The 21,222-nt window shown below is 60.7% G+C and carries 18 protein-coding genes; 11 read left to right on the plus strand and 7 right to left on the minus strand.

Annotated features, from left to right (window positions below; all coding sequences use genetic code 11):
- Both NH195_RS04250 and NH195_RS04255 read right to left on the minus strand, forming a co-directional pair.
- Window positions 1-879: type VI secretion system Vgr family protein (locus NH195_RS04250; RefSeq protein WP_238379691.1), on the minus strand; the 879-nt coding region annotated here is incomplete at its 3' end.
- Between the two features lie 355 nt (window positions 880-1,234).
- Window positions 1,235-2,140: a LysR family transcriptional regulator gene (locus tag NH195_RS04255; RefSeq protein WP_066703616.1), complete on the minus strand. Its 906-nt coding sequence runs from the start codon at window positions 2,138-2,140 to the stop codon at window positions 1,235-1,237.
- A gap of 89 nt (window positions 2,141-2,229) precedes the next feature.
- On the opposite strand from NH195_RS04255, the gene NH195_RS04260 reads away from it, so the two are divergent.
- The 6 genes from NH195_RS04260 to NH195_RS04285 all read left to right on the plus strand — a co-directional run bounded on the left by NH195_RS04260 (window position 2,230) and on the right by NH195_RS04285 (window position 8,152).
- Window positions 2,230-3,372 (plus strand): ABC transporter ATP-binding protein, encoded by a 1,143-nt coding sequence (locus NH195_RS04260; protein WP_066703619.1) that lies wholly within the window; start codon window positions 2,230-2,232, stop codon window positions 3,370-3,372.
- Window positions 3,365-4,336, plus strand: coding sequence for a carbohydrate ABC transporter permease (locus NH195_RS04265; RefSeq protein WP_066703623.1), 972 nt, complete (start codon window positions 3,365-3,367; stop codon window positions 4,334-4,336). Before NH195_RS04260 ends, NH195_RS04265 begins: the two co-directional genes overlap by 8 nt.
- Entirely contained in the window at window positions 4,333-5,229 is an 897-nt protein-coding gene (locus tag NH195_RS04270) for a carbohydrate ABC transporter permease (RefSeq protein WP_066703626.1), read from the plus strand. The genes NH195_RS04265 and NH195_RS04270 overlap by 4 nt, the downstream gene beginning before the upstream one ends.
- Window positions 5,230-5,261: 32 nt before the next feature.
- The gene (locus NH195_RS04275; RefSeq protein WP_066703629.1) at window positions 5,262-6,503 is read left to right on the plus strand and encodes an ABC transporter substrate-binding protein; all 1,242 of its coding nucleotides are present in this window, start codon (window positions 5,262-5,264) and stop codon (window positions 6,501-6,503) included.
- A gap of 63 nt (window positions 6,504-6,566) precedes the next feature.
- On the plus strand, window positions 6,567-7,418 hold the full coding sequence (locus NH195_RS04280; RefSeq protein WP_066703633.1) for a phosphodiesterase: 852 nt from the start codon (window positions 6,567-6,569) through the stop codon (window positions 7,416-7,418).
- On the plus strand, window positions 7,418-8,152 hold the full coding sequence (locus NH195_RS04285) for an HAD-IIA family hydrolase (RefSeq protein ID WP_066703637.1): 735 nt from the start codon (window positions 7,418-7,420) through the stop codon (window positions 8,150-8,152). The genes NH195_RS04280 and NH195_RS04285 overlap by 1 nt, the downstream gene beginning before the upstream one ends.
- A gap of 333 nt (window positions 8,153-8,485) precedes the next feature.
- Here NH195_RS04285 and NH195_RS04290 read toward each other — a convergent pair whose 3' ends face one another.
- The 5 genes from NH195_RS04290 to NH195_RS04310 form a co-directional block, all read right to left on the minus strand.
- Entirely contained in the window at window positions 8,486-11,047 is a 2,562-nt protein-coding gene (locus NH195_RS04290; RefSeq protein ID WP_066703645.1) for a GcvT family protein, read from the minus strand.
- A 166-nt stretch (window positions 11,048-11,213) separates the two neighbouring features.
- Window positions 11,214-12,101, minus strand: a complete 888-nt coding sequence (gene folD, locus NH195_RS04295; protein ID WP_066703648.1) for a bifunctional methylenetetrahydrofolate dehydrogenase/methenyltetrahydrofolate cyclohydrolase FolD — start codon at window positions 12,099-12,101, stop codon at window positions 11,214-11,216.
- 62 nt (window positions 12,102-12,163) lie between these two features.
- The gene (gene purU, locus NH195_RS04300; RefSeq protein WP_066703651.1) at window positions 12,164-13,021 is read right to left on the minus strand and encodes a formyltetrahydrofolate deformylase; all 858 of its coding nucleotides are present in this window, start codon (window positions 13,019-13,021) and stop codon (window positions 12,164-12,166) included.
- A 38-nt stretch (window positions 13,022-13,059) separates the two neighbouring features.
- Window positions 13,060-13,992 (minus strand): electron transfer flavoprotein subunit alpha/FixB family protein, encoded by a 933-nt coding sequence (locus tag NH195_RS04305; protein ID WP_066703655.1) that lies wholly within the window; start codon window positions 13,990-13,992, stop codon window positions 13,060-13,062.
- 18 nt (window positions 13,993-14,010) lie between these two features.
- A complete protein-coding gene (locus tag NH195_RS04310) occupies window positions 14,011-14,760 on the minus strand; it encodes an electron transfer flavoprotein subunit beta/FixA family protein (protein WP_066703658.1) in 750 nt (249 codons plus the stop codon).
- A gap of 403 nt (window positions 14,761-15,163) precedes the next feature.
- Between NH195_RS04310 and NH195_RS04315 the strand changes: the two genes are divergently transcribed.
- From NH195_RS04315 to NH195_RS04335, 5 genes are all read left to right on the plus strand, one after another.
- Window positions 15,164-16,246 carry a GlxA family transcriptional regulator gene (locus tag NH195_RS04315; protein ID WP_066703663.1) on the plus strand — a complete coding sequence of 361 codons (1,083 nt, stop codon included), beginning with the start codon at window positions 15,164-15,166 and terminating at the stop codon, window positions 16,244-16,246.
- A gap of 217 nt (window positions 16,247-16,463) precedes the next feature.
- Window positions 16,464-17,561 (plus strand): ABC transporter ATP-binding protein, encoded by a 1,098-nt coding sequence (locus NH195_RS04320; RefSeq protein ID WP_066703666.1) that lies wholly within the window; start codon window positions 16,464-16,466, stop codon window positions 17,559-17,561.
- A 91-nt stretch (window positions 17,562-17,652) separates the two neighbouring features.
- Window positions 17,653-18,738: an ABC transporter substrate-binding protein gene (locus NH195_RS04325; RefSeq protein WP_096806541.1), complete on the plus strand. Its 1,086-nt coding sequence runs from the start codon at window positions 17,653-17,655 to the stop codon at window positions 18,736-18,738.
- Window positions 18,739-18,899: 161 nt separating this feature from the next.
- Window positions 18,900-20,147, plus strand: a complete 1,248-nt coding sequence (locus NH195_RS04330; RefSeq protein ID WP_066703672.1) for an ABC transporter permease — start codon at window positions 18,900-18,902, stop codon at window positions 20,145-20,147.
- A 12-nt stretch (window positions 20,148-20,159) separates the two neighbouring features.
- Window positions 20,160-21,098, plus strand: coding sequence for an ABC transporter permease (locus NH195_RS04335; protein WP_066703675.1), 939 nt, complete (start codon window positions 20,160-20,162; stop codon window positions 21,096-21,098).
- Window positions 21,099-21,222: the final 124 nt, after the last annotated feature.

Below are 21,222 nucleotides of genomic sequence, written 5' to 3' on the forward strand. Positions count from 1 at the left end.
CAGCCCCGCGCCAAGCGCAGGAATATCGCCCTGCGCCTCAAAGCGCCGGTCCTGGCCGGTCTCACCCTCCGACCGCAGCCGCGCGACCACATCGCCACGGCCCTGGTCGAGGTAATCCCCCGGCCAGTCAAAACTTTCGATCTGGCCCTGAGCATAGCGCGAAGAAGATGAAGAATTGGTTTCCATCGCCGCGGTCGGCGTCTTGAAATTGTAATCCGTGAGCCGCACCGCCCCCGTCGTGATCCGCCGCGCTGGCCGCCATTCCCAGAAGTGCTCGATTTCCTCCTGGTGGTGGCCATCATAGGGCTTGAACGGGCGCTCGCCGATGGTCGCATGGCTCTCGACAATGTCGGTCAGAACCATCAGGTGAGAGCCGCTATCCTGTTCAAAATGATAGGAAATCCCGTGCCGTTCCATGAGGCGCGCGGCGAAATCCATGTCGCTTTCTCGGTATTGAACGGTGTATTCGAGTTCCGGGTAATCGAGCGTCAGCCGGGTCTCCATCTTGCCTGCCGAGGCATAGGCACCGAGGAGCTCCGTGAGGATGTCAACCACGGTTTTATTGTGAAAAATCCGCTGGTTGCGGCGCAGGGATGCGAGCCAGAACCAGGGTTTGAGGGTCAGGCGATAGCGATGGCCATTCTCGCCCGCGCCCATCCATCGCGCCTCGGAAATGATGCCGTCGAAGGGCTTGTCCGAACCGTCATGCGTGCGCAGCATGACGGTGGCGTGGGTGCCCAAAAGCGCATCGAAATCAATATCATCGGCGGCAGCGAGACAGTCGACGTGGTAGCTGAAAAGCCCGTTGACCCGCTCCTCGCCTTCAAAGCGCATCAGGACCAGAACGTCCTCGCCCAAGGTGGTGGTCAGGCGACCCATGCGGGAGGTTTGCGAAAAGAATGACATGTGGGAAACCGGAAGACTATGAATGCGTTGGCGTGAGTGTAACCTCGTGAAAGATCAACTCAAGGGGAAAATGACGGGTGCCGCGTCAGCCGGCCGATATCCGTTGGGGCCGTTTCGACCGACGAGAAACGCTGATTGGACACAGGTTTCTCACGCAATGGACCCAAGGAACGGTTACGCTCTGTATCTGAAACTAGACGCCGCATGAAAATGACCTGAGCGTCGGGCTTATGACCTGATCTCGCATTTCGATGAGATTGGTTTGCGCGGGCTTTCCGGGCTTGGTACCGCCGAGATGCAATGCGCTTTTTCGGTCTGCAAGCCGGTTTCAGTTTCCCATGATAGGGGAAATCTCCAAAGCCATGAAAGCCTTTGTCAGAGGGGTGGATATGCCGCTCAGGGAAAAGACATAATCGTCGCGCTCCCGGTGCATTTCACCACAGGGAATCTGAACGAGATCGGCGGGGCGACTGGCGCCCTTGCTCCACATGAAGCCGACCCCAAGTTCTTGGGTCACCGCATCGAGCACCCCGTCACGGGTGTCCATGACGATGGATGGGCGGGGCATAATGCCCGCGCGTCGAAAGGCGTCGTCCACCACGCGCTGGGTCGATGAGCCCTGTGTGCGAAATATGAGCCGCTCAGCGGCAAGCTCGGCGCAGGAGATCGCCGAGCGTGAGGCAAGAGGGTGTGACGGCGGAACGATGACGACAACAGATTGGCTCTGAATCTTCCTGCGTTGGAACCGCGCCTGTTCCGGCGGCTCGGGCAGAACGCCGATATCGACCCGTCCTTCTCCGACAGCTTCAACGATCCGTCCCCAACTGCCCATCTCGATCTTGACCTCGACACCGGGAAAGCGGTCCCGGAACCTGCGGATCAGCGCCATCCCCGGAAGCGGGTTGCCCAGCCCAATACGCAGTTCGCCAGAGTCCATGCTGTGATGCTGGTTCAGGAGTTCGGCGATTTGTGATCCTCCATCCTCGATCTCGCGCGACAGCGGATAAATCTGTTGGCACAGCCGGGTCGGCACCATGTCATTCGCGGCGCGTTTGAACATGTCTGTGCCGAGCGCGCGTTCCAGATCGCGGATCTGTTGGCTAACGGTGGCCTGTGACACGGCCATTCGGCGGGCGGCGGCGGAGAAGCTGCCGGTCTCCATCACGGCATTGAGCGCGCGCAGGCGCGATAAGGTCAAAGCAGACAGGATTTCTTTCGGCGACAAGGTTTTCATGCGGTCGCTATAGGGGATGCCTGTAACTGTAACATGACTGTCGCAGAAACTTCCTATGACGCCCCTCGAACGATGTTTGAGAGGCCCCTATGGCAACCGTCCAACTGCACAAGATCAAAAAGTCCTTCGGCGGCACAGATGTGCTCAAGGGGGTGAGCCTCGACATTGCCGATGGAGAGTTCCTGTCGCTGGTCGGACCGTCGGGCTGTGGCAAGTCCACGCTGCTGCGCATCCTCGCGGGGCTCGAGACGCAGAGTTCCGGCACGGTGTCCATCGGCGGGCGCCCGATCGACGGGTTGCGCGCGGCGGATCGCGATCTGGCGATGGTGTTTCAGAGCTACGCGCTTTACCCGCATTTGACCGTGGCCGAAAACATCGCCGTGCCGCTCACCATGCGGCGGCTTTCGGGGGCGCAGCGTTTGCCCGGAATCGGGCCGTTCCTTCCCGGCAGCCGCAGCCTGCGTCAGGAGATCGCCACAACCGTGCGCGAGGCCGCAGAGATGCTCGACATCGCGCATCTTCTCGATCGCAAACCCGGGCAACTGTCGGGTGGGCAACGTCAACGCGTCGCCGTCGGGCGCGCCTTGGTGCGCGAACCTTCGGCCTTTCTGCTCGATGAGCCGCTGTCCAACCTCGATGCGAAAATGCGGGTGCATATGCGCGCCGAGATTGCCCAGCTCAACCGCCGCCTTGGCGCGACCTTTGTCTATGTCACCCACGATCAGGCCGAGGCCATGACCATGTCCGACCGGATCGCGGTGATGATGGAAGGCGAGCTGTTGCAGGTCGGCACGCCGGATGCGCTTTACGATCGCCCCGCCGACATTCGCGTCGCGCAATTTATCGGGTCTCCCGCGATCAACATCCTGCCTGTCGAGACCGACGACACCGGTATGATCCGGCTCTATGGTGCGCAAACGGGGTTTCGTGCCGGTCGCGCACAGATCGAACATCTGGGCGTGCGGCCCGAAGCCTTGTTGCCTTGCGATGATAATGAACTTTTGTCGGGTCGTGTGAGGCTGATCGAGAACCTTGGCTCCGACTTGTTCGTCCAATTGGATGTGCCCGGTGTGCCGCGCCCGGTGACGCTGCGCTTGCCGCCGTCTGCGCGGGGCAGGTTACGTCCGGGCGAGTTGATGCACCTTTGCGCCGACAGGGCTCGCGTCGTGGGATTCGACGCGAGCGGCAAGGCGGCGCCGCTTTTGCGGGCGGAGGTGTGTGCCCATGTCTGACGTTCTGATGTCTGCGCTGCCTCGCGCCCGGCGCAACGCCCGTCCCGAGGCCCGACAGGCCCGTGCCGGAGCCATTCTGGTCTCACCCGCGGTGATCCTCTTGATCGTGATCCTGATCCTGCCGGTCGCGGTCGCCTTTGTGCTGTCCTTTTCCGATTACACGCTGGGCCGGGATACGCTCGAATGGGTCGGGTTCGAGAATTACGCCGACATCTTCACCCGTTCGAGTTATCGCAAGATGATCGTCGCAACCGTGCTTTATGTGGTGATCACCGTGCCGATCTCCGTCGGGCTGGGCCTTGGCGCAGCACTTTTGATCCGCTCTCTCAAGGTCGGGCAGAACCTCTACAAGACGGTCTATTTTCTGCCTGTCATGGCCTCTTTGCTCGCCATGGCCATCGTTTGGGAATTCGCGCTGCACCCAACGCTCGGCATCGTCAATCGCACGCTGGCGCTTGGCTGTGGCTCCTCGCTTGAGCTTTGGCCCTGGTACGCGCGCAGTTGTGCCGAGGGCTTCCCGCTCTGGCTCGGGGATCGCGACTATGCGCTCTGGACGCTGGCTTTCATCGGCATCTGGCAGAGCTTCGGCTTCAACATGGTGCTCTATCTGGCGGGGCTGACCTCCGTGCCGCGTGACCTTTACGGTGCGGCGGAAATGGACGGGGTGCGCGCGCCTTGGGAGCGGTTTCGACTGATCACATGGCCGATGCTGGGACCGACGACGGTCTTTGTCGTGACCATCACCATGATCCGCTCGTTTCAGGTCTTCGACACGGTCGAGGCGTTGACCCACGGCGGTCCGGCCAAGTCCACCTATGTGATGATCTACGCCATTTACGAAAAGGGTATCGCCCAGAACCTCGTGGGCCTCGGCGCGGCGATCACCATGCTGTTTTTGGGCTTCGTGATGCTGATCTCTGTCGCCCAACGCCGCTTTGTCGAACGTAAGGTGCATTACCAATGACACACCACCGTTTCTCTTCCCGCCAGACGCTCGCCCATCTCGTGCTGATCTTCGGTGCCGTGATCGTGCTGCTGCCGTTCTACGTCATGCTCACCACCTCGTTCAAATCCTCCGTCGGGATTGCCTCCGGCACCGGCGGCCTGTTCGGGGCGCAAGAGTTGGTGCTGGACCAAAGCTGCGTGAATCTTGGCGGCTCTGAACAGGACTGCCTCACCCGACCTTTGATCGACAATTACCATCAGGCGTTTACCGCCGCCCCGCTCTGGCGCTACCTGCTCAATGGCGTGATCGTCACCGCTTCGATTTTTGTGCTGCAAACGCTGATCGCGGTGCCCGCCGCCTATGCCTTGGCAAAGCTCAGGTTCTGGGGACGCGACGCGGCCTTTGGTCTTGTGCTCTTCTGCCTTTTGATCCCGGTGCATGCGATTGCCCTGCCGCTCTATCTCATGCTCGCCAAACTCGGCCTGACCAACAGCTATGCCGCGCTCATCCTGCCGTGGATCGTCTCGGCCTTTGGCATCTTTTTGATGCGGCAGTTTTTCATGACCGTGCCCGACGATCTGATTGATGCGGCGCGCATGGACGGCATGGGCGAGTTTGCAATCATCTGGCGGGTCATGTTGCCGACCGCGATCCCGGCGCTTCTGGCCTTTGCGATCTTCTCGGTCGTGGCGCATTGGAACGACTATTTCTGGCCGCGCATCGTCCTCACAGGGGATCGCAACCTGTTCACCCCGCCTTTGGGGCTGCGCGAATTCAAAGGCGATCTCGATGGCGATTTCTATGGGCCGATGATGGCCACCGCCACGGTGATCGTCACGCCCCTCGTCGTGGCCTTCCTCCTTGCCCAGCGTCGCTTCATCGACGGCATCACGCTGACCGGTATGAAATAACCTCCCTTCCTCTCCTCAAAAGGACTGAACCGATGAAATACCTCCTGCCGCTGGCGGCCTCCGCCACGCTCCTCGCCCCGGCTGCCTATGCGGTCGATATCGAGGTGGCCTATGCCTATTCCTCCGTTTTCGACCCGACCTTCGAGCGGATCATGGAGGCCTTCGAGACCGCGCATCCCGACATCCATGTCACCTTCCGCGCCACCTACGAAGATTATGAAGACGCCACCAACACCATCCTGCGCGAGGCCGTCGCCGATACGCTGCCCGATGTGTCCTTTCAGGCCCTGAACCGTCAGGCTCTGCTGGTCGAACGCGGCATCGCCAAGCCGCTCGATCCCTATATCGCCGAGGAAGATGGGTTCGAAACCGCAGGCTATCACAAGGCGATGCTCGATCTGTCGAGCTTCGACGGCCAGATTTACGGCCTGCCGTTTTCGGTCTCCACGCCCATCGGGTTCTACAACATGGACATCTTGCGCGCGGCTGGTGTCGAAACCATCCCGACCACATGGGACGAGGTTGTCGAGACCTGCCGGGCGATCAATGCCAAGGGAGAACACGACGCGATCTTCTGGCATTGGGACATTTCCGGCAACTGGCTGTTGCAGGCGGCGATGTGGTCGCAGGGCGTGCCGATGATCGAAGATGGCAAGCTCAACATGGACAACCCGGAGGGCGTTCGTGCGCTTGAAACCGCCAAGGCGATCTTCCACGAATGTGCGATGAAACCCGTCTCTGGTGGCGATGCCTCGAAACAATTCGCGGCAGGCGATCTGGGTATGTTCTTCAGCTCCACCGCCTATGTCGGCTTCGTGGATCGCTCGAAACTGGGCGACTGGGACTTTGTCACCGCGCCCTATCCGGGCATCGACGACGCACCCAAGGCCCTGCCTGCGGGCGGCAATTCCGCCATGTTGACCTCGACATCCGACGACCCGGAGGTGCTTGAGGCCGCATGGCAGTTCATCAAGTTCACCACCTCCGGCGAAGGCGCCGCAGCGGTGGCGCTGACCACCGGCTACGTGCCACCGAACAAGGTGGCGAACGATCTCTTGATGGACAATTTCTACGCCGAGAACCCGAACAAGCTGACCGCAGTGAACCAGCTTCCGCTTCTGTCCGAATGGTTCGCCTATCCGGGCGACAACGGGCTGGCGGTGACGCAGGTGATCGAGGACAGTCTCGAATCCATCCTTGTGGGCGATGCCGACGATATGGAAGAGCTGCGTGACGAAATGGTCGATGAGGTCAACGCGCTTTTGCCGCACTGATCTCACCTGACTGTCCGGCGCAGCGCCCGCTCCGCGCTGCGCCGGTTTTTCAAGGATATTGCTATGACCACTTCCCTCCGCTTCGCCGTCCTGACGGATTTGCATTTCGTGCCTGCGGGCCAGACGATCTACGGGTTCGACCCGCGCGAGAACCTGCGCCGGGCGCTGACTTTCCTAGACACCCTGCCGCAGGTTGATTTCCTATTGATCTGTGGCGATCTCACAGACCGTGCCGAACGGGCCGCCTATGGGAGCCTGCGCGAGGAACTGGCTGCGCTGTCGATCCCGGTGATCCTGATGCTCGGCAACCACGACGCCCGCGCACCGTTTCGTACCAGTTTCCCGGAGGCGGATGACGTCGACGGGTTCGTGCAGGGGCTGCATATCTTTGATCGGGCCAGCCTGATCACCCTCGATACACTAACCGAAGACGAACCGGGCCATCACGGACGTCTGTGCGAGAAACGTCTCGCCTTTCTGGAAGATGCGCTGCGCGAGGCGCCCACTGACCGCCCGATCCTTCTGTTCCAACACCATCCGCCGATGGAGCTGTCGATCCCGCCGATGGATGCGATCCGGTTGCGCGATGGGGATGCAGAGCTGGCCGTATTTGAGCGTGTCGGTCGCAAACCCGACTATTTGTTCATGGGCCATGTGCATCGCCCGATCTCCGGGCTGTGGCAGGGCATTCCCTATCACATCCAGCGCGCCTTAATGCATCAGGTACATCATGAATTCGATCAACCGGGTCGGATCATGGGGGCGATTGAGGCGCCCGATCTGGCCTATGTCACGGTGTCGGACGGCAATGTCCTGATCCACGACTGTTCCTTTGGCTATGACGGGCCGGTGTTCGATCTCGAAAGTACGGAGGCCGCCGCCGTGGCCCACCCGCAGGATCTGGAGCGCTCGTGATGCGGCTCGACGACTATGACGCGATCCTCTGCGATCTCGACGGCTGCCTGATCTCCGGGACCACGGTTTTGCCGGGGGCGAAAGACGTGCTCGATGCGGCGGGGGAACGGCTGGTGATCCTGAGCAACAACTCCACCGATACGCCGGAAACGCTGTCGTGCCGGTTGCAGGCGATGGAGCTACGCGTGCCACCTGAACGGATCGTGCTTGCAGGAACCGCAGCGCTCGATCATCTGGTCGCATTTCCAGATGCGCGGATTTGTCTGTATGGCTCTGAGGTCCTGCGAGACTATGCGCAAGAGCTTGGTCTGACCCTGACGCGCGCGGCGCCGACCCATGTGGTGCTGACCCGGGACGAGACTTATGGCTATGCCCAGCTTCGGGAAACCCTGGGCCTCATCGCCTCGGGGGCACAGCTCGTGGTGGCCAATCCGGACGTCAGTCATCCGGGCCCCGACGGGACGCCCGTGCCGGAAACCGGAAGCCTGCTGTCCGCGATCCTGAGCGTCCATCCGGAGCTGCCTTATGTCATCATCGGCAAGCCGGAACCTGGACTTTATCGGAATGCCCTGACGCGTTTCAAAGACGGTGTGGGGCGCGTGCTGGCGATCGGGGACAACCCGCGCACGGATGCCGAAGGTGCGGCGCGCCTTGGCTTTGATTTTGCGCTTGTCGGTCCCGGCACGGGGATATGGAGAGGGCTGGAGCGGTTTCTGAGGGAGCGGGCCGGGTAACGGGGCTGACCCTGTTCATTGTCCGAAGAACGCGTCTTGAGGCAATGAATGGCCGGTTTTCTGACACGAGACGCCCGGAGCGTATCATCGAGCTTCATGCGCCAGCCCGACATTCCGATCAAAGTCGGAAGAGCCTGTCCAATGCTGGCTCAAAGACGGGGATCGCTTTCAACAGCAGCTCCGGTCACGGCTGGATAAAAGGCCTGTGACAGATCGCCATTCATATTGTCTGTTATGCAAATGCGTTCCCCATAGTTGAGGAGCTCTCATATGGGAAACGCACTGATTTTGGGGCAATGAGCGATGTCGCTCATTGCTGTTTAAGGAAAGACCTTAGCTCCGTGGCTTGGTGTTTTCCGGGTCGTAGAGCGGCGCGTAGCCGACACCTGCAACCTCGACCGGGTAGGTCTCGTCGAGATAGGTGACGTTGAGCTTGCGGCCTACTTCACAATACTCTTTCGGCAGGTAAGCCAGCGCGATGTTCTTGCCCACGCTCGGACCGTAAGCCACCGAAGAGGTGAAGGAACGGCGGCCAAGCTCGTCGATCAGCACCTCACCCGTTTCCGGGTCCATCACCGGCATGGTGGTGTTCGGGTAGCGTTTCACACCGTTCTTGTCGGTATGCTCCAGCATCACGAGGGTACAGAGCATCGCCGGCTGGTGTTCACGGGCACGGTATTCGAGATGTTTCTCTTTCCCGCAGAAGTCCGCTTCTTTCACCTTCGGACGCGACAGGTCAGCCTCGTAGAGGTTGTACATTGTGTTCAGATCGGCGTTTTGCAGGCGCAGGGATTTTTCCAGACGACGGGAGTTGGCGTAGGTCTCGACACCCACGGCCATCACGCCGGTCTCACGTAGCGCGTCCCAAACGGCGAGACCGTCCTCGTAGCGCATGTGAAGTTCCCAACCTTGCTCACCCACATAGGAAATGCGGAAGGCAGAGACTTTCTTGCCTGCGATCTCGATCGTCTTGATCGCCGCGAAGGGGAAGTTCTCTTTCTCCAGCATATCCGGATCGGCCACGACCTTTTTCAGGTTTTCGCGGGCGTTCGGACCCCAGATGCCGATGGTGGTGAAGTCTTCGGTCACATCCACGATGGTGACGTCGAGACCACGGTCCTCGGCCATGCGCTTCATGTACATGAGATCGCGCGGACCGGCGTCGGCACCGTTCACCAGACGGCAGCGGTCTTCCATGCGGAACACCGTGAAGTCGGCGCGGACCATGCCTTCGTCATCGAGCATGTGGGTGTAGATCCCCTTGCCGATGTTGTTGTCGCCACCGATTTTCGCCGCACAGAGATATTCCATCAGCTCGACGTGATCGGGACCCGAGATGTCGGTCATGTGGAAGTGCGACAGGTTGATGATGCCGCAATCGGCGGACATCTCAAGCTGTTCAGCGTTGGACACGCGCCAGAAGTGACGGTTGTCCCATTCGGCTTCGCGCACCGGAACCTGATCGGCGTATTTCTCAAGGAGATGCTCGTTGGCGGCATAGCCGTGGGCCCGTTCCCAGCCACCGAGTTCCATGAAGTAGCCACCCAGCTCGACTTCGCGCTCATAGAAGGGCGAGCGACGCACGCCACGGCCTTTGGAGAAGGGCTCGCGCGGGTGGATCGGCGGGTTGTAGATCTTCTTCGCGGTTTCCCAGCAACGGTCGGCGATGAACTCTTCGGTTAGCGCGAAATCGTTGAAGCGGGCGTAGTCGATGCCGTGGTGGTCGACATCGGTGCGGCCCTTGGTCATCCAGTCGGCGATGAGCTTGCCCATGCCGGGGCCGTCCTTGACCCAGATCGCGACCGCATACCACAACCCGCGCAGCTTGCGGCTTTCGCCCATGGACGGGCCACCGTCGGTGGTGGTTTGCAAGAGACCGTTGAACGAGTGACCTTCGTTGAAGCCCAGCTCCGCGAGGATCGGGGTCAGTTCCATGGCCTTCTCAAGCGGCTCGATCACGTCTTCCAGCACGAGGTCGCGCATTGACGGCCCGAGGCGGGCTTCGCCTTTCTCGAGAATGTCGCGCGGGTGCACCATGCGCGGCTCTTCTTCGTAGTAGTAGCCCCATTCGATCTGACCGCCCTCGGTGGTCGCAGGATCGCCGGTGTCGCGCAGATAGGCGGAGTTGCCCTGGTCGCGCAGCAGCGGACGACCGATTTCGAGGCCGGTGCCAGCGAATTCATCATAGGGCCCGAAGAAGGTCAGCGGGTGGTCGACCGGCATGACCGGAAGGTCTTCGCCTGCCATTTCGGCGATCAGACGGCCCCAGAGACCGGCACAGACCACAACGTAATCGGCCATGATGGTGCCGCGGTGGGTTTTCACACCGGTGACACGACCGTTCTCGGACAGAAGCTCCAGCGCCGGGGTGTTGGCGAAGACTTTGAGCTTGCCGGTTTTCTCGGCCTCATCCACCAGTTTGCCAGCAACGGTTTGCGACCGCGGCACAACGAGACCGGCGTCCGGGTCCCACATGGCGGCCTGGATCTGATCTTCTTCGAGCAGCGGGAATTTCTCTTTGGCTTCGGCCGGTGTGATCATTTTCACATTGGCACCGAAGGCGCGGGCGGAGTCGCAGCGGCGCTTCAGTTCGGTCAGACGGTCATCGTCGCCGACGCGGCAGACTTCAAGACCGCCGATGCGCGAATAGTGACCCATCTTCTCGTAGAAATCCATCGAGTACAGGGTACTCCAGGTGGACAACAGATCGTGGCTCGTGGCGTAGCAGAAGTCCGACGCGTGGCCGGTGGAGCCGATGTCGGTGGGGACGGCGGATTTGTCGATGCCGACAATATCGTCCCATCCGTTTTCGATGAGGTGGTGCGCCACGGAGGCGCCGACGATACCGCCGAGACCGACGATGACGACTTTGGCCCTGCTGGGGAACGAAGACATATCTCTCAATCCTTCTTTTCGAGGTGTTTGTCTGTGGAGGGCGCGGGGAGGGCGCGCCGGGAAGTCCGGGGAAAATGGTCGGCCCCGAAACCGACAACAGCCGCGCGGAGGAAAGTGTCCCCCGCGCGGCCGGAATGCGAACCGTCAGACATCTGGCGGTGTGGTGTCATGCACCCAGCTCCGGCACGTCGTAGCCTTTGCGCCGGTATGCGGCGATCAACGTGTTGTGCATCAGCGTCATGATGGTCATCGGACCGACGCCGCCGGGAACCGGCGTGATGGCGCGGGCGCGGGTGGCCGCAGAGGCAAAATCGACATCGCCCACGAGGTGCTTTTCGCCGTCGCGGATGACGCGGCTGGTGCCCACGTCGATCACGGTGGCGCCTTCTTTGATCCACTCGCCCTTGATCATTTCGGCCTGACCGACGGCGGCCACGACGATGTCCGCCTTGCCGACTTTCTCCGGCAGATCCGCCGTGCGCGAATGCGCCATGGTGACGGTGCAGTTTTCAGCGAGCAGAAGCTGTGCCATCGGTTTGCCGACCAAAATCGACCGGCCCACGACAATGGCGTCGAGACCCGAGAGAGACCCGAGCTGATCTTTCAAAAGCATCAGGCAGCCGAGCGGCGTGCAGGACACCAGCCCCGGAAGACCGGAGGTCAGATAGCCCGCGCTCAGCGGGTGCAGCCCGTCGACGTCCTTGGCGGGGTCAATGGCTTCGATCACCTGAAGGCTGTCGAGGTGACGGGGCAGGGGCAATTGGACGAGGATGCCGTCCACGGTCTCGTCGGCATTGAGTTGCGCGACAAGGTCCATGAGCGTCTCTTGCGTCGTGTCTTCGGGCAGCGTGTGCTCAAAGCTCTCCATGCCCAGCTTGCGGGCCATGCGGCCTTTCGAGCGGACATAGATTTCGCTGGCCGGATCGGAGCCCACCAGCACCACGGCCAGACCAGGCGCGCGGCCCGCCTTTTCCGTGAAGGTGGCGGCTTTCTCCGCGATCCGATCCCCGAGCCCGGCAGCAAAGGCTTTTCCGTCGATGATTTGTGCGGTCATGAACGTACCTCCTTGAAAAGCGAAAAGGGGGACCGGATGACCGGTCCCCTCCCGGACAGGGATTACGGATGGAAGACCACGGTGCGGTGGTCGTTCAGCATGACGCGGCCTTCGAGGTGATATTTCACTGCACGGGCCAGAACGCGGGATTCGATGTCGCGACCGGTGGCCACGAAATCCTCTGCCGACATGGAGTGGGTGACGCGCTCGGTTTCCTGCTCGATGATCGGGCCTTCGTCGAGATCCGGCGTCACATAGTGCGCGGTGGCCCCGATGAGTTTCACGCCGCGATCATAAGCCTGGTGATAGGGCTTGGCGCCTTTGAAAGACGGCAGGAAGGAGTGGTGGATGTTGATAATCATGCCGAAAAGCTGGGTCGACAGCTCGTTGGAGATCACCTGCATGTAGCGGGCGAGGATCACCAGCTCGGCACCGGTTTCCTGAACCAGAGCGGCGAGTTTCTCTTCCTGCTCGGCCTTGTTTTCCTTGTTCACCGGCCAGCAGTGGAACGGGATGCCTTCCTGATCGGCGACTTTGCGGGCGTCTTCGTGGTTCGACACGATGGCCACCACTTCGGCGTCGAGCCAGCCGGTTTTAATCTGGTAGAGAAGGTGCAGCATGGCGTGGTCGAATTTCGACACCATGATGATGATCTTCGGCTTGCGGGTCTCGTCCTCGACCTTGAGCTTGAGGCTGAAGCGATCGACGGAGGGTTTCAGGGCCAGTTCGATGGCATCCTTGGTCAGTTCTTCCGGGAAGAGGCAGGACATACGCAGGAAGAACTTGTTCGTCTTGCGGTCCCAGAACTGGTTTGATTCGGCGATGTTTGCGCCGCGCGAGGCCATGGCGGTGGTGACAGCGGCCACGATGCCCGGCTGGTCGTCACAGGCGATGCGCAGGGTGTAGGAATTGGAGCTCATGGGTTTGGTTCCGTTCATAAATGTCTGATGGGTGAGCGTCAGAGTTGACGTTCAAGCTCAGGCACGATCTCGAAGAGATCGCCAACGATGCCGTAATCGGCCACCTGGAAGATCGGCGCATCGCCATCGGTGTTGATCGCAACGATGATTTTGCTGTCCTTCATCCCGGCAAGGTGCTGGATCGCCCCGGAGATGCCGCAGGCAATGTAAAGGTCCGGCGCTACGACTTTACCGGTCTGACCGACCTGAAGATCGTTGGCGGCATAGCCCGCATCCACAGCGGCACGCGATGCGCCGACAGCGGCACCGAGTTTGTCTGCGAGCGGCGTGATGACCTCGTTGAACTTCTCGTTGGAGCCGAGCGCACGGCCACCGGAGACGATGATTTTCGCGGAGGTCAGTTCGGGGCGTTCGCTCTCGGAGAGGATGTTCTGCACAAAGCTGGACAGATCGCTGCCCTCGCTCGGCGCGTCCACGGAAGAAACCGTTGCGGAGCCACCTTCACCGGCGGCGGCGAAACCGGCGGTGCGGACGGTGAGGACCTTGGTTGCGTCGGTGGCTTGCACCACTTCGATGGCGTTGCCCGCATAGATTGGACGTTTGAACGTGTCGGCGGAGACCACTTCGATCACCTCGGAGACCTGCATCACGTCCAGAAGCGCGGCCACGCGCGGCAGCACGTTTTTGCCGGTCGTGGTGGCAGGGGCCAGAATGGTGTCGTAGTCGCCTGCGAGCGAAACGATAAGCGCTGCGGAGGCTTCGGCGAGACGCTCGGTCAGTGCATCGCTTTCGGCCAAAATCACCTTGCGCACACCGGCCAGTTTGGCGGCGGCGTCCGCGGCGGCAGAGGCGTCCTTGCCCGCGATCAGGATGTCGACGTCGCCGCCGATTTGAGACGCTGCGGTCAGAGCCTTGGCGGTCTGATCGGACAGGGTCGCGTTGTCATGTTCTGCAAAAAGAAGAATAGCCATATGTTCAGGTCCCTACGCTCAGATGACGCCAGCTTCGTTTTTGAGCTTTTCGATCAGCTCGGCGGGGGAGGCGACTTTGATCCCGGCCTCACGCTGTGCGGGTTCTTCGACACGCAGCACATTGAGGCGGTTTTCGACCGTCACGCCGTAATCGGCGGGGGTCTTTTGATCGAGCGGCTTTTTCTTGGCCTTCATGATGTTCGGCAAAGAGGCATAGCGCGGCTCGTTGAGACGCAGATCGGCGGTGACCACGGCGGGGAGTTTGATCTCGATGGCTTGCAGGCCACCGTCCACTTCACGGGTGACTTTCGCGGAGCCGTCGCCAAGCTCGACCTCGGAGGCAAAGGTGCCTTGCGACCAGCCCAGCAGAGCGGAGAGCATCTGACCGGTCTGGTTGGCGTCGTCGTCGATGGCCTGTTTACCGAGGATCACGAGACCGGCCTCTTCCTCGGTGGCAACGCCTTTGAGAAGCTTGGCCACGGTCAGCGGCTCGGTGGTGCCGTCAACGGTGATGAGAATGGCGCGGTCGGCGCCCATGGCGAGCGCGGTACGCAGAACGTCTTGCGCCTGAGCCGGGCCCACGGAGACGGCGATGACTTCATCGGCCTTGCCCGCTTCTTTCAGACGCACGGCTTCTTCGACGGCAATCTCGTCGAAGGGGTTCATGGACATTTTGACGTTGGCGAGTTCGACACCGGAATTGTCCGCTTTCACACGGATTTTCACGTTGTAATCGACCACCCGCTTTACAGGAACGAGTACTTTCATTTTTCCCTCTCTGTCGGCCCGAAATCGTGAGGTTCCGGGGCGGCCCCGCTCCGAGGCCTTTGCATTATTTCCAAGATGAGGGAGCAAGGTGCCGAAGCGATGCTCCCGATGGCGTTCCCGGTCCAGCCAGGTTTACCTTCAGGTTTCCGGGAACTGACGGTTACAAGGAACGCGGGGAGACGGCGGAGTGCGCGAACGTTCGACATGATTGCCACGGGGTGGCTGTTCGCGATCCTGTCGACCCCATGTCCCCGACGCAAAGGTCGTTTTTCGTCAGAAAGACCGGATAACTGATCGTGCAAAACAAGATGGCGACTATTTGCGTCGAAAAATAGAACGATTGCGTCAAAGCGAGATGATTGCTACGACAAGATCATGGGATTTCCTGTTTGGAGGGACACAGATGACGACTCCTTCTTTCCGAGATGCCTCTGGCCAGGACGCAACGGGGGTGCAACGCACGACGACATCGTTGCGGGCGCAAAAGTCGCGTGCCGAAGGGCCGCGTCTGTCGGTGGGTTTTATCCTGGCGCGCCGGTTCACGCTCTGTGCCTTTGCCAATTTCGTCGACGTTCTGCGTCTGGCGGCGGACGAGGGCGACCGCAGCCGACCGATTCTCTGCGACTGGACCGTTCTGTCCGATACGATGGACCCGGTCGCCTCCAGCAGCGGGATCACGGTGCAGCCCAAGGAGCGCCTCGGAGACCCCCGACGGTTCGACTATATTGTCGTTGTGGGCGGGTTGATGGATGAGACGCCGTCTTTGAGCCAGGCCTATCACCGTTTCCTGCATCAGGCCGCCGAGGCCAATATTCCGCTGATCGGGATCTGTACCGGGGCGTTCTTCTTGCACCAGGCCGGGTTGCTCAACGGATACCGGTGCTGTGTGAGCTGGTTCCACCATTCCGATTTTCTCGAACAGTTCGAGGGGTTGAACCCGGTTGCAGACCAGATCTTCGTGGTGGACCGGGATCGGTTGACATGTTCAGGCGGTGCGAGTTCGGCGCATCTGGCGGCCTATCTGGTCGACAAGCATGTGGGGCGGGCGCAGGCGAGCAAAAGCCTGCACATCATGATCATCGACGATGCGCTTCAGGCCGACAAACCTCAGCCGGGCTTGCCGCTCGATCTCAAGACGCAGGACCCGATCGTGCAGCGCGCGCTTCTGTTGATGCAGCAAAACATCGACACGCCGATTTCGGTACAGGACATTGCGCAGCGCATGGGCAACAGCAAACGGCAGATCGAGCGGCACTTCCGGCTGGCGCTCAACACATCTCCGCAGGCGGCTTTCCTCGATATGCGGCTCGATTTTGCAAAGCACCTCGTCGAAAAGACGCAAAAGTCCGTCGCTCAGATCGCCGTCGACTGTGGTTTTTGTGATTCTTCGCATCTCAGTCGCATGTTTCGGCGCAGATATGGGGTGACGCCGCAGTCTTTCCGGCAGACGACATACACGGATGTTTCCAACGCGCCTTCAAATTGAGCGTAAAATCGGTATAAACTAACAAGGATGCACATATTTGCGTCGCAAACGTGACGGCGAAGGAAGGCGTCTTTGGGTTTGGCGTAATTATTCCTTTTGTTCGACGCATTCATTCTGCCTGTGAATTTTCCCTCTACAGATACTTATTCAAATTTCTGCCGATATGCGTGGGGCAGGTCGGCTCAACAATAAATAAAACTCGGGGAGAGTTTGGGTCATGGTGGCATCCAACAAGGCATTCGTGTCTTTCGAACACGTTCAGAAAAGCTACGACGGCGAGACCCTCGTGGTGAAGGACCTCAACCTGAACCTGGCCAAGGGCGAGTTCCTGACCATGCTTGGACCGTCGGGCAGCGGCAAGACCACCTGCCTGATGATGCTGGCCGGGTTCGAGACGGCCACTCATGGCGAGATCCGCCTCGACGGTCGTCCGATCAACCAGGTGCCGCCGCACAAGCGCGGCATCGGCATGGTGTTCCAGAACTACGCGCTCTTCCCGCACATGACGGTGGGCGAAAACCTGTCCTTCCCGCTGGAAGTGCGCGGCATGGGTAAGTCCGAGCGCGAAGAAAAGATCAAACGCGCCCTCGACATGGTGCAAATGGGGGCTTTCGCGAACCGTCGTCCGGCGCAGATGTCCGGCGGTCAGCAACAGCGGATCGCACTGGCCCGCGCACTTGTGTTCGATCCCAAGCTCGTGCTGATGGACGAACCGCTCGGTGCGCTCGACAAGCAGTTGCGCGAGCATATGCAGTTCGAGATCAAGCACCTGCACGAAAGCCTCGGTATCACCGTGGTCTACGTGACCCACGATCAGGGCGAGGCGCTTACGATGTCCGACCGCGTGGCGGTGTTCAATGACGGTCGTATCCAACAACTCGCGCCGCCTGCCGAGCTTTACGAACGTCCGCAGAACAGCTTCGTTGCGGGCTTCATCGGCGAGAACAACAAGTTGCCGGGCGTGATTGAAGAGCTGAACGGTGACCGCGCTGTGGTGCGTCTCGAAAACGGCGAGAAGATTGATGCGACTGCGGTGAACGTCAAGGCCAAGGGGGAAAAGACCCTCGTTTCCATTCGTCCGGAACGCGTTGAGTTCAAACCGGAGCTGATCCCCGAAGGATCGCATACCATCGACGCGGAAGTGCTCGAAATCGTCTATATGGGCGACATTCTGCGGACCCGCATGAAAGTTGCCGGGCATGACGAATTCATCGTCAAATGCCGTAACACCATCGACCAGATGCGCCTCGAACCGGGGCAGCGCCTGCGCATCGGCTGGAACCCGCTCGATGCTCGTGCGCTCGACATGATCTGAGTTTCTTTGCCCCGGCGTTCGGGACCGGGGTGAAGCCATACAGGCGCGGAGTGAACCGCGCGACCTATCCTGATCCAACATGGAGAGAGACATGAACAAGAAGACCCTTTTGGCCCTGACCACGGCACTTGGCGGCCTGGCGCTTCCGGCGCTGGCCGAAGACATCACCATCATGAGCTGGGGCGGGTCCTATGCCGCCGCTGAAACCGAAGCCTACTACAAGCCCTTCACCGAAGAGACCGGCATCGGTGTCGTCTCCGTGGACGCCGACAACCCGGCAACCCCAGTGAAAGCCCAGGTGGATGCCGGCAACGTCACCACCGACGTCGCCCTGTTCCTGATCTCCGACGCGATGCGCCTGTGTGACGAAGGCCAACTTATGCCGATCGACGCCTCCCTGCTGCCCGATGGCGCGGACGGTACGCCTGCGGAAGAGGATTTCCTCGAAGGCACGCTGAGCGAATGCATGGTGCCGAACGACATCTACGCCACCGCCGTGGCCTATGACGCGTCGCAATTCGCTGAAGGTGCGGCCCCGTCCTCCATCGCCGATTTCTTCGATACCGAGAAATTCCCGGGCAAGCGCGGCGTTCTGAAGAGCCCGAAAGTGGTTCTGGAAATGGCGCTGATGGCCGATGGCGTGCCTGCGTCCGAGGTCTACGACGTGCTCGACACCGACGAAGGTGTGGATCGTGCCTTCGCGAAACTCGACACCATCAAAGGTGACGCGATCTACTGGGAAGCCGGGGCGCAACCGCCGCAGCTTCTGGCCGATGGCGAAGTCGTCATGACCATGTCCTACAACGGCCGGATTTTTAACGCCGCCGTCAACGAAGGCAAACCCTTCGAAGTGCTCTGGGACGGTCAGGTCTATGAGTGGGAAGGCTACGTGATCCCGGAAGGCGCGCCGAACGCCGAAGCCGCGATGGAATACATCAAATACGCGACCTCGTCCGAGCGATCCGCAAAGTTCTCCGAGCGCATCTCCTACGGCACCCCGCGTAAATCTGCGGCGCCGCTCGTGGGCAACGTCTTCGGCACCGACATTCCGATGGCGCCGAACCTGCCGACCTACCCGGAGAACATGACCAACGCTCTGGCGTCCTCCGCTGAGTTCTGGGTCGACCGTGAAACCGAACTGGGTGAGCGTTTCAACGCCTGGCTTCTGGCCAACTGATCCGACACACCGGATCTGCGTCTTATGCCGGGGGGCTTCCCCTGTTCCCCGGTACTCCGGCGGAAGAGTCGTTACCTCTGCTCTTTCGCCGGACCGTGTTCAGACACGGACGTCGACAGGCCGCCAGGGCCCGTGACGCCCAATAAAAGATAGGAAAGAGGATGTCTGACGTCGCTTCTCAGCTGACCACAGCGGACGGGCGCCCGCTCAAAGCCGCGCTGGCCTCGGCGCAGGCCCGGGCGAAACGCCGCGCGTTTTTTCTGGTGCTGCCGCTGTTGCTGTTCATTCTGATCACCTTCGCCATTCCGATCGGCCAGATGTTGCAGCGCTCGGTCTACAACGATCAGTTCTCCAAATCCACGCCGGCGCTTTCCGAATGGTTTGCGGCCAATCCCAAGGGCACGGCCCCGGACGAGACCGCCTATGCGGCGCTGGCCTCGGATCTTCTGCTGATGAAAGAGACGCGGGCGGCGGGCGATGCGGGCACCAGGATCAACTATGTGGTCTCCGGAACGCGCTCGATGTTCACCAAGGCGGCCCGTGGCGCCGACAAGCTTGAGCCGCCCTATATGGAGACGTTTCTCGATCTCGACAAGGACTGGAACGACCCGCGCATCTGGAATGCGATGCGTTCGGCCGCAAGCCCCTGGACGCTCGATTTTTACACCATCGCTTTCGATATGGAACGTGACGGCGACGGCAAGCTGACCAAGGTCGACCCGAACCAACGCGTCTATTTCCGCCTGTATATCAAGACCTTCTTCCTTGCTGGCGTGATCACGGCGATCTGTCTTTTGCTGGCCTTCCCGATCGCGCATCTTTTGGCGACCCTGCCGATGGCCAAGGCGAACCTCCTGATGATCCTCGTCCTGCTGCCGTTCTGGACCTCGCTTCTGGTGCGGACGACGAGCTGGATCGTGCTGTTGCAGGGGCAGGGTGTGGTCAACGACATTCTTGTCGCCTTGGGAATCATCGGGGACGACGGGCGTCTCCAGATGATCTACAACCAAACGGGCACAATCATCGCCATGGTGCATATCCTGCTGCCCTTCATGGTGCTGCCGCTCTATTCCGTGATGCGGGTCATTCCGGAAAGCTACACCCGCGCGGCGCGCTCCCTGGGCGCGACGAGCTGGACGACCTTCCGCCGCATCTACCTGCCGCAAACGATCCCCGGCATCGGCGCAGGCGTGCTCTTGGTCTTCATTCTTGCGGTCGGTTACTACATCACCCCGGCGCTTGTCGGTGGTGCGGACGGGCAACTGTTCTCCAACATGGTGCAGTTCCACATGACCAAAGCCAACTGGTCCATGGCGGCGGCTCTGGCGACCATGCTTCTGGTCGGTGTGCTGGTGCTCTACTGGCTCTACGATCGCCTGATCGGCATCGACAAACTGAAACTCGGTTAAGGAGAGAGACTGATGGCTCTGCCAACCTACGCCTCCCAGCTCGAACGCACCTGGCATTTCATCTATCTGGTGATCTGTACTCTGGTCTTCGTCTTCCTGATCGCGCCGATCCTTGTCATCGTGCCGCTGTCGTTCAATGCGGAACCCTATTTCACCTACACCGACAAGATGCTCAGCTTCGATCCCGAAGGCTACAGTCTGCGCTGGTATGACTCGCTTCTGACCACGGGGATGCAGGCCCATGAGGCGGTGCGCGACGCCGCCTGGTGGTCCGATCTGTGGCACAATGCGGATTGGGTGAAAGCGGCGAAGAACTCCGTGATCATCGGCTTCTGGGCGACGATCCTGTCCACGGTTCTGGGCACGCTCGCGGCCCTCGGCCTGGCGCGTCCCGAAATGCCCTGGCGCCGGACGATCATGGCGATCCTGATCAGCCCGATGATCGTGCCGATCATCATCGTTGCGACGGGGATGTTCTTTTTCTACTCCAACCCCTGCGCCATCGTCGGTATGGACTGCGGTCGTCTGACCTCGACCTACACGGGCGTCATCATGGCCCACGCGGCGCTTGGCATTCCTTTCGTGATCATCACCGTGACCGCGACTATGTCGGGCTTCGATCAATCCCTGATCCGGGCTGCGGCGAGCCTTGGCGCCAACCCGCGCCGCACCTTCTTCAAGGTGGTGATGCCGCTGATCCTTCCGGGGGTGATCTCCGGCGGTCTCTTTGCCTTCGTCGCCTCGTTCGACGAAGTGGTCGCCGTGCTCTTCATCGCCGGGCCCGATCAACAGACCATCCCGCGTGAAATGTGGAGCGGCATCCGCGAACAGATCAGCCCGGCGATCCTTGCTGTGGCGACGATCCTCGTGATCATCTCAATCTCGCTTCTGACCACGGTTGAGTTGTTGCGCCGTCGCTCCGAACGGCTTCGGGGTGTTTCCCCCCGCTAAACGGATTGGGACAATCTGTCCTTCATGCGCGCCTTCCCGCCTGGGGAGGCGCGCTTTTGCTTTTGACGCAGATGTTCTGTCGCTTTGCCTCATCTCTTCGCGCGAGCCGGACCTGGTCACGCTC

It is taken from the genome of Celeribacter ethanolicus, assembly GCF_001550095.1.
In the GTDB taxonomy this organism is placed as follows: domain Bacteria; phylum Pseudomonadota; class Alphaproteobacteria; order Rhodobacterales; family Rhodobacteraceae; genus Celeribacter; species Celeribacter ethanolicus.

What these genes read in the sequence shown, in the direction of transcription:
- NH195_RS04255 (WP_066703616.1), bottom strand. Translation starts at nt 2,140, where the DNA reads ATGAAAACCTTGTCGCCGAAAGAAATCCTGTCTGCTTTGACCTTATCG.
- NH195_RS04260 (WP_066703619.1), top strand. Translation starts at nt 2,230, where the DNA reads ATGGCAACCGTCCAACTGCACAAGATCAAAAAGTCCTTCGGCGGCACA.
- NH195_RS04265 (WP_066703623.1), top strand. Translation starts at nt 3,365, where the DNA reads ATGTCTGACGTTCTGATGTCTGCGCTGCCTCGCGCCCGGCGCAACGCC.
- NH195_RS04270 (WP_066703626.1), top strand. Translation starts at nt 4,333, where the DNA reads ATGACACACCACCGTTTCTCTTCCCGCCAGACGCTCGCCCATCTCGTG.
- NH195_RS04275 (WP_066703629.1), top strand. Translation starts at nt 5,262, where the DNA reads ATGAAATACCTCCTGCCGCTGGCGGCCTCCGCCACGCTCCTCGCCCCG.
- NH195_RS04280 (WP_066703633.1), top strand. Translation starts at nt 6,567, where the DNA reads ATGACCACTTCCCTCCGCTTCGCCGTCCTGACGGATTTGCATTTCGTG.
- NH195_RS04285 (WP_066703637.1), top strand. Translation starts at nt 7,418, where the DNA reads ATGCGGCTCGACGACTATGACGCGATCCTCTGCGATCTCGACGGCTGC.
- NH195_RS04290 (WP_066703645.1), bottom strand. Translation starts at nt 11,047, where the DNA reads ATGTCTTCGTTCCCCAGCAGGGCCAAAGTCGTCATCGTCGGTCTCGGC.
- folD (WP_066703648.1), bottom strand. Translation starts at nt 12,101, where the DNA reads ATGACCGCACAAATCATCGACGGAAAAGCCTTTGCTGCCGGGCTCGGG.
- purU (WP_066703651.1), bottom strand. Translation starts at nt 13,021, where the DNA reads ATGAGCTCCAATTCCTACACCCTGCGCATCGCCTGTGACGACCAGCCG.
- NH195_RS04305 (WP_066703655.1), bottom strand. Translation starts at nt 13,992, where the DNA reads ATGGCTATTCTTCTTTTTGCAGAACATGACAACGCGACCCTGTCCGAT.
- NH195_RS04310 (WP_066703658.1), bottom strand. Translation starts at nt 14,760, where the DNA reads ATGAAAGTACTCGTTCCTGTAAAGCGGGTGGTCGATTACAACGTGAAA.
- NH195_RS04315 (WP_066703663.1), top strand. Translation starts at nt 15,164, where the DNA reads ATGACGACTCCTTCTTTCCGAGATGCCTCTGGCCAGGACGCAACGGGG.
- NH195_RS04320 (WP_066703666.1), top strand. Translation starts at nt 16,464, where the DNA reads ATGGTGGCATCCAACAAGGCATTCGTGTCTTTCGAACACGTTCAGAAA.
- NH195_RS04325 (WP_096806541.1), top strand. Translation starts at nt 17,653, where the DNA reads ATGAACAAGAAGACCCTTTTGGCCCTGACCACGGCACTTGGCGGCCTG.
- NH195_RS04330 (WP_066703672.1), top strand. Translation starts at nt 18,900, where the DNA reads ATGTCTGACGTCGCTTCTCAGCTGACCACAGCGGACGGGCGCCCGCTC.
- NH195_RS04335 (WP_066703675.1), top strand. Translation starts at nt 20,160, where the DNA reads ATGGCTCTGCCAACCTACGCCTCCCAGCTCGAACGCACCTGGCATTTC.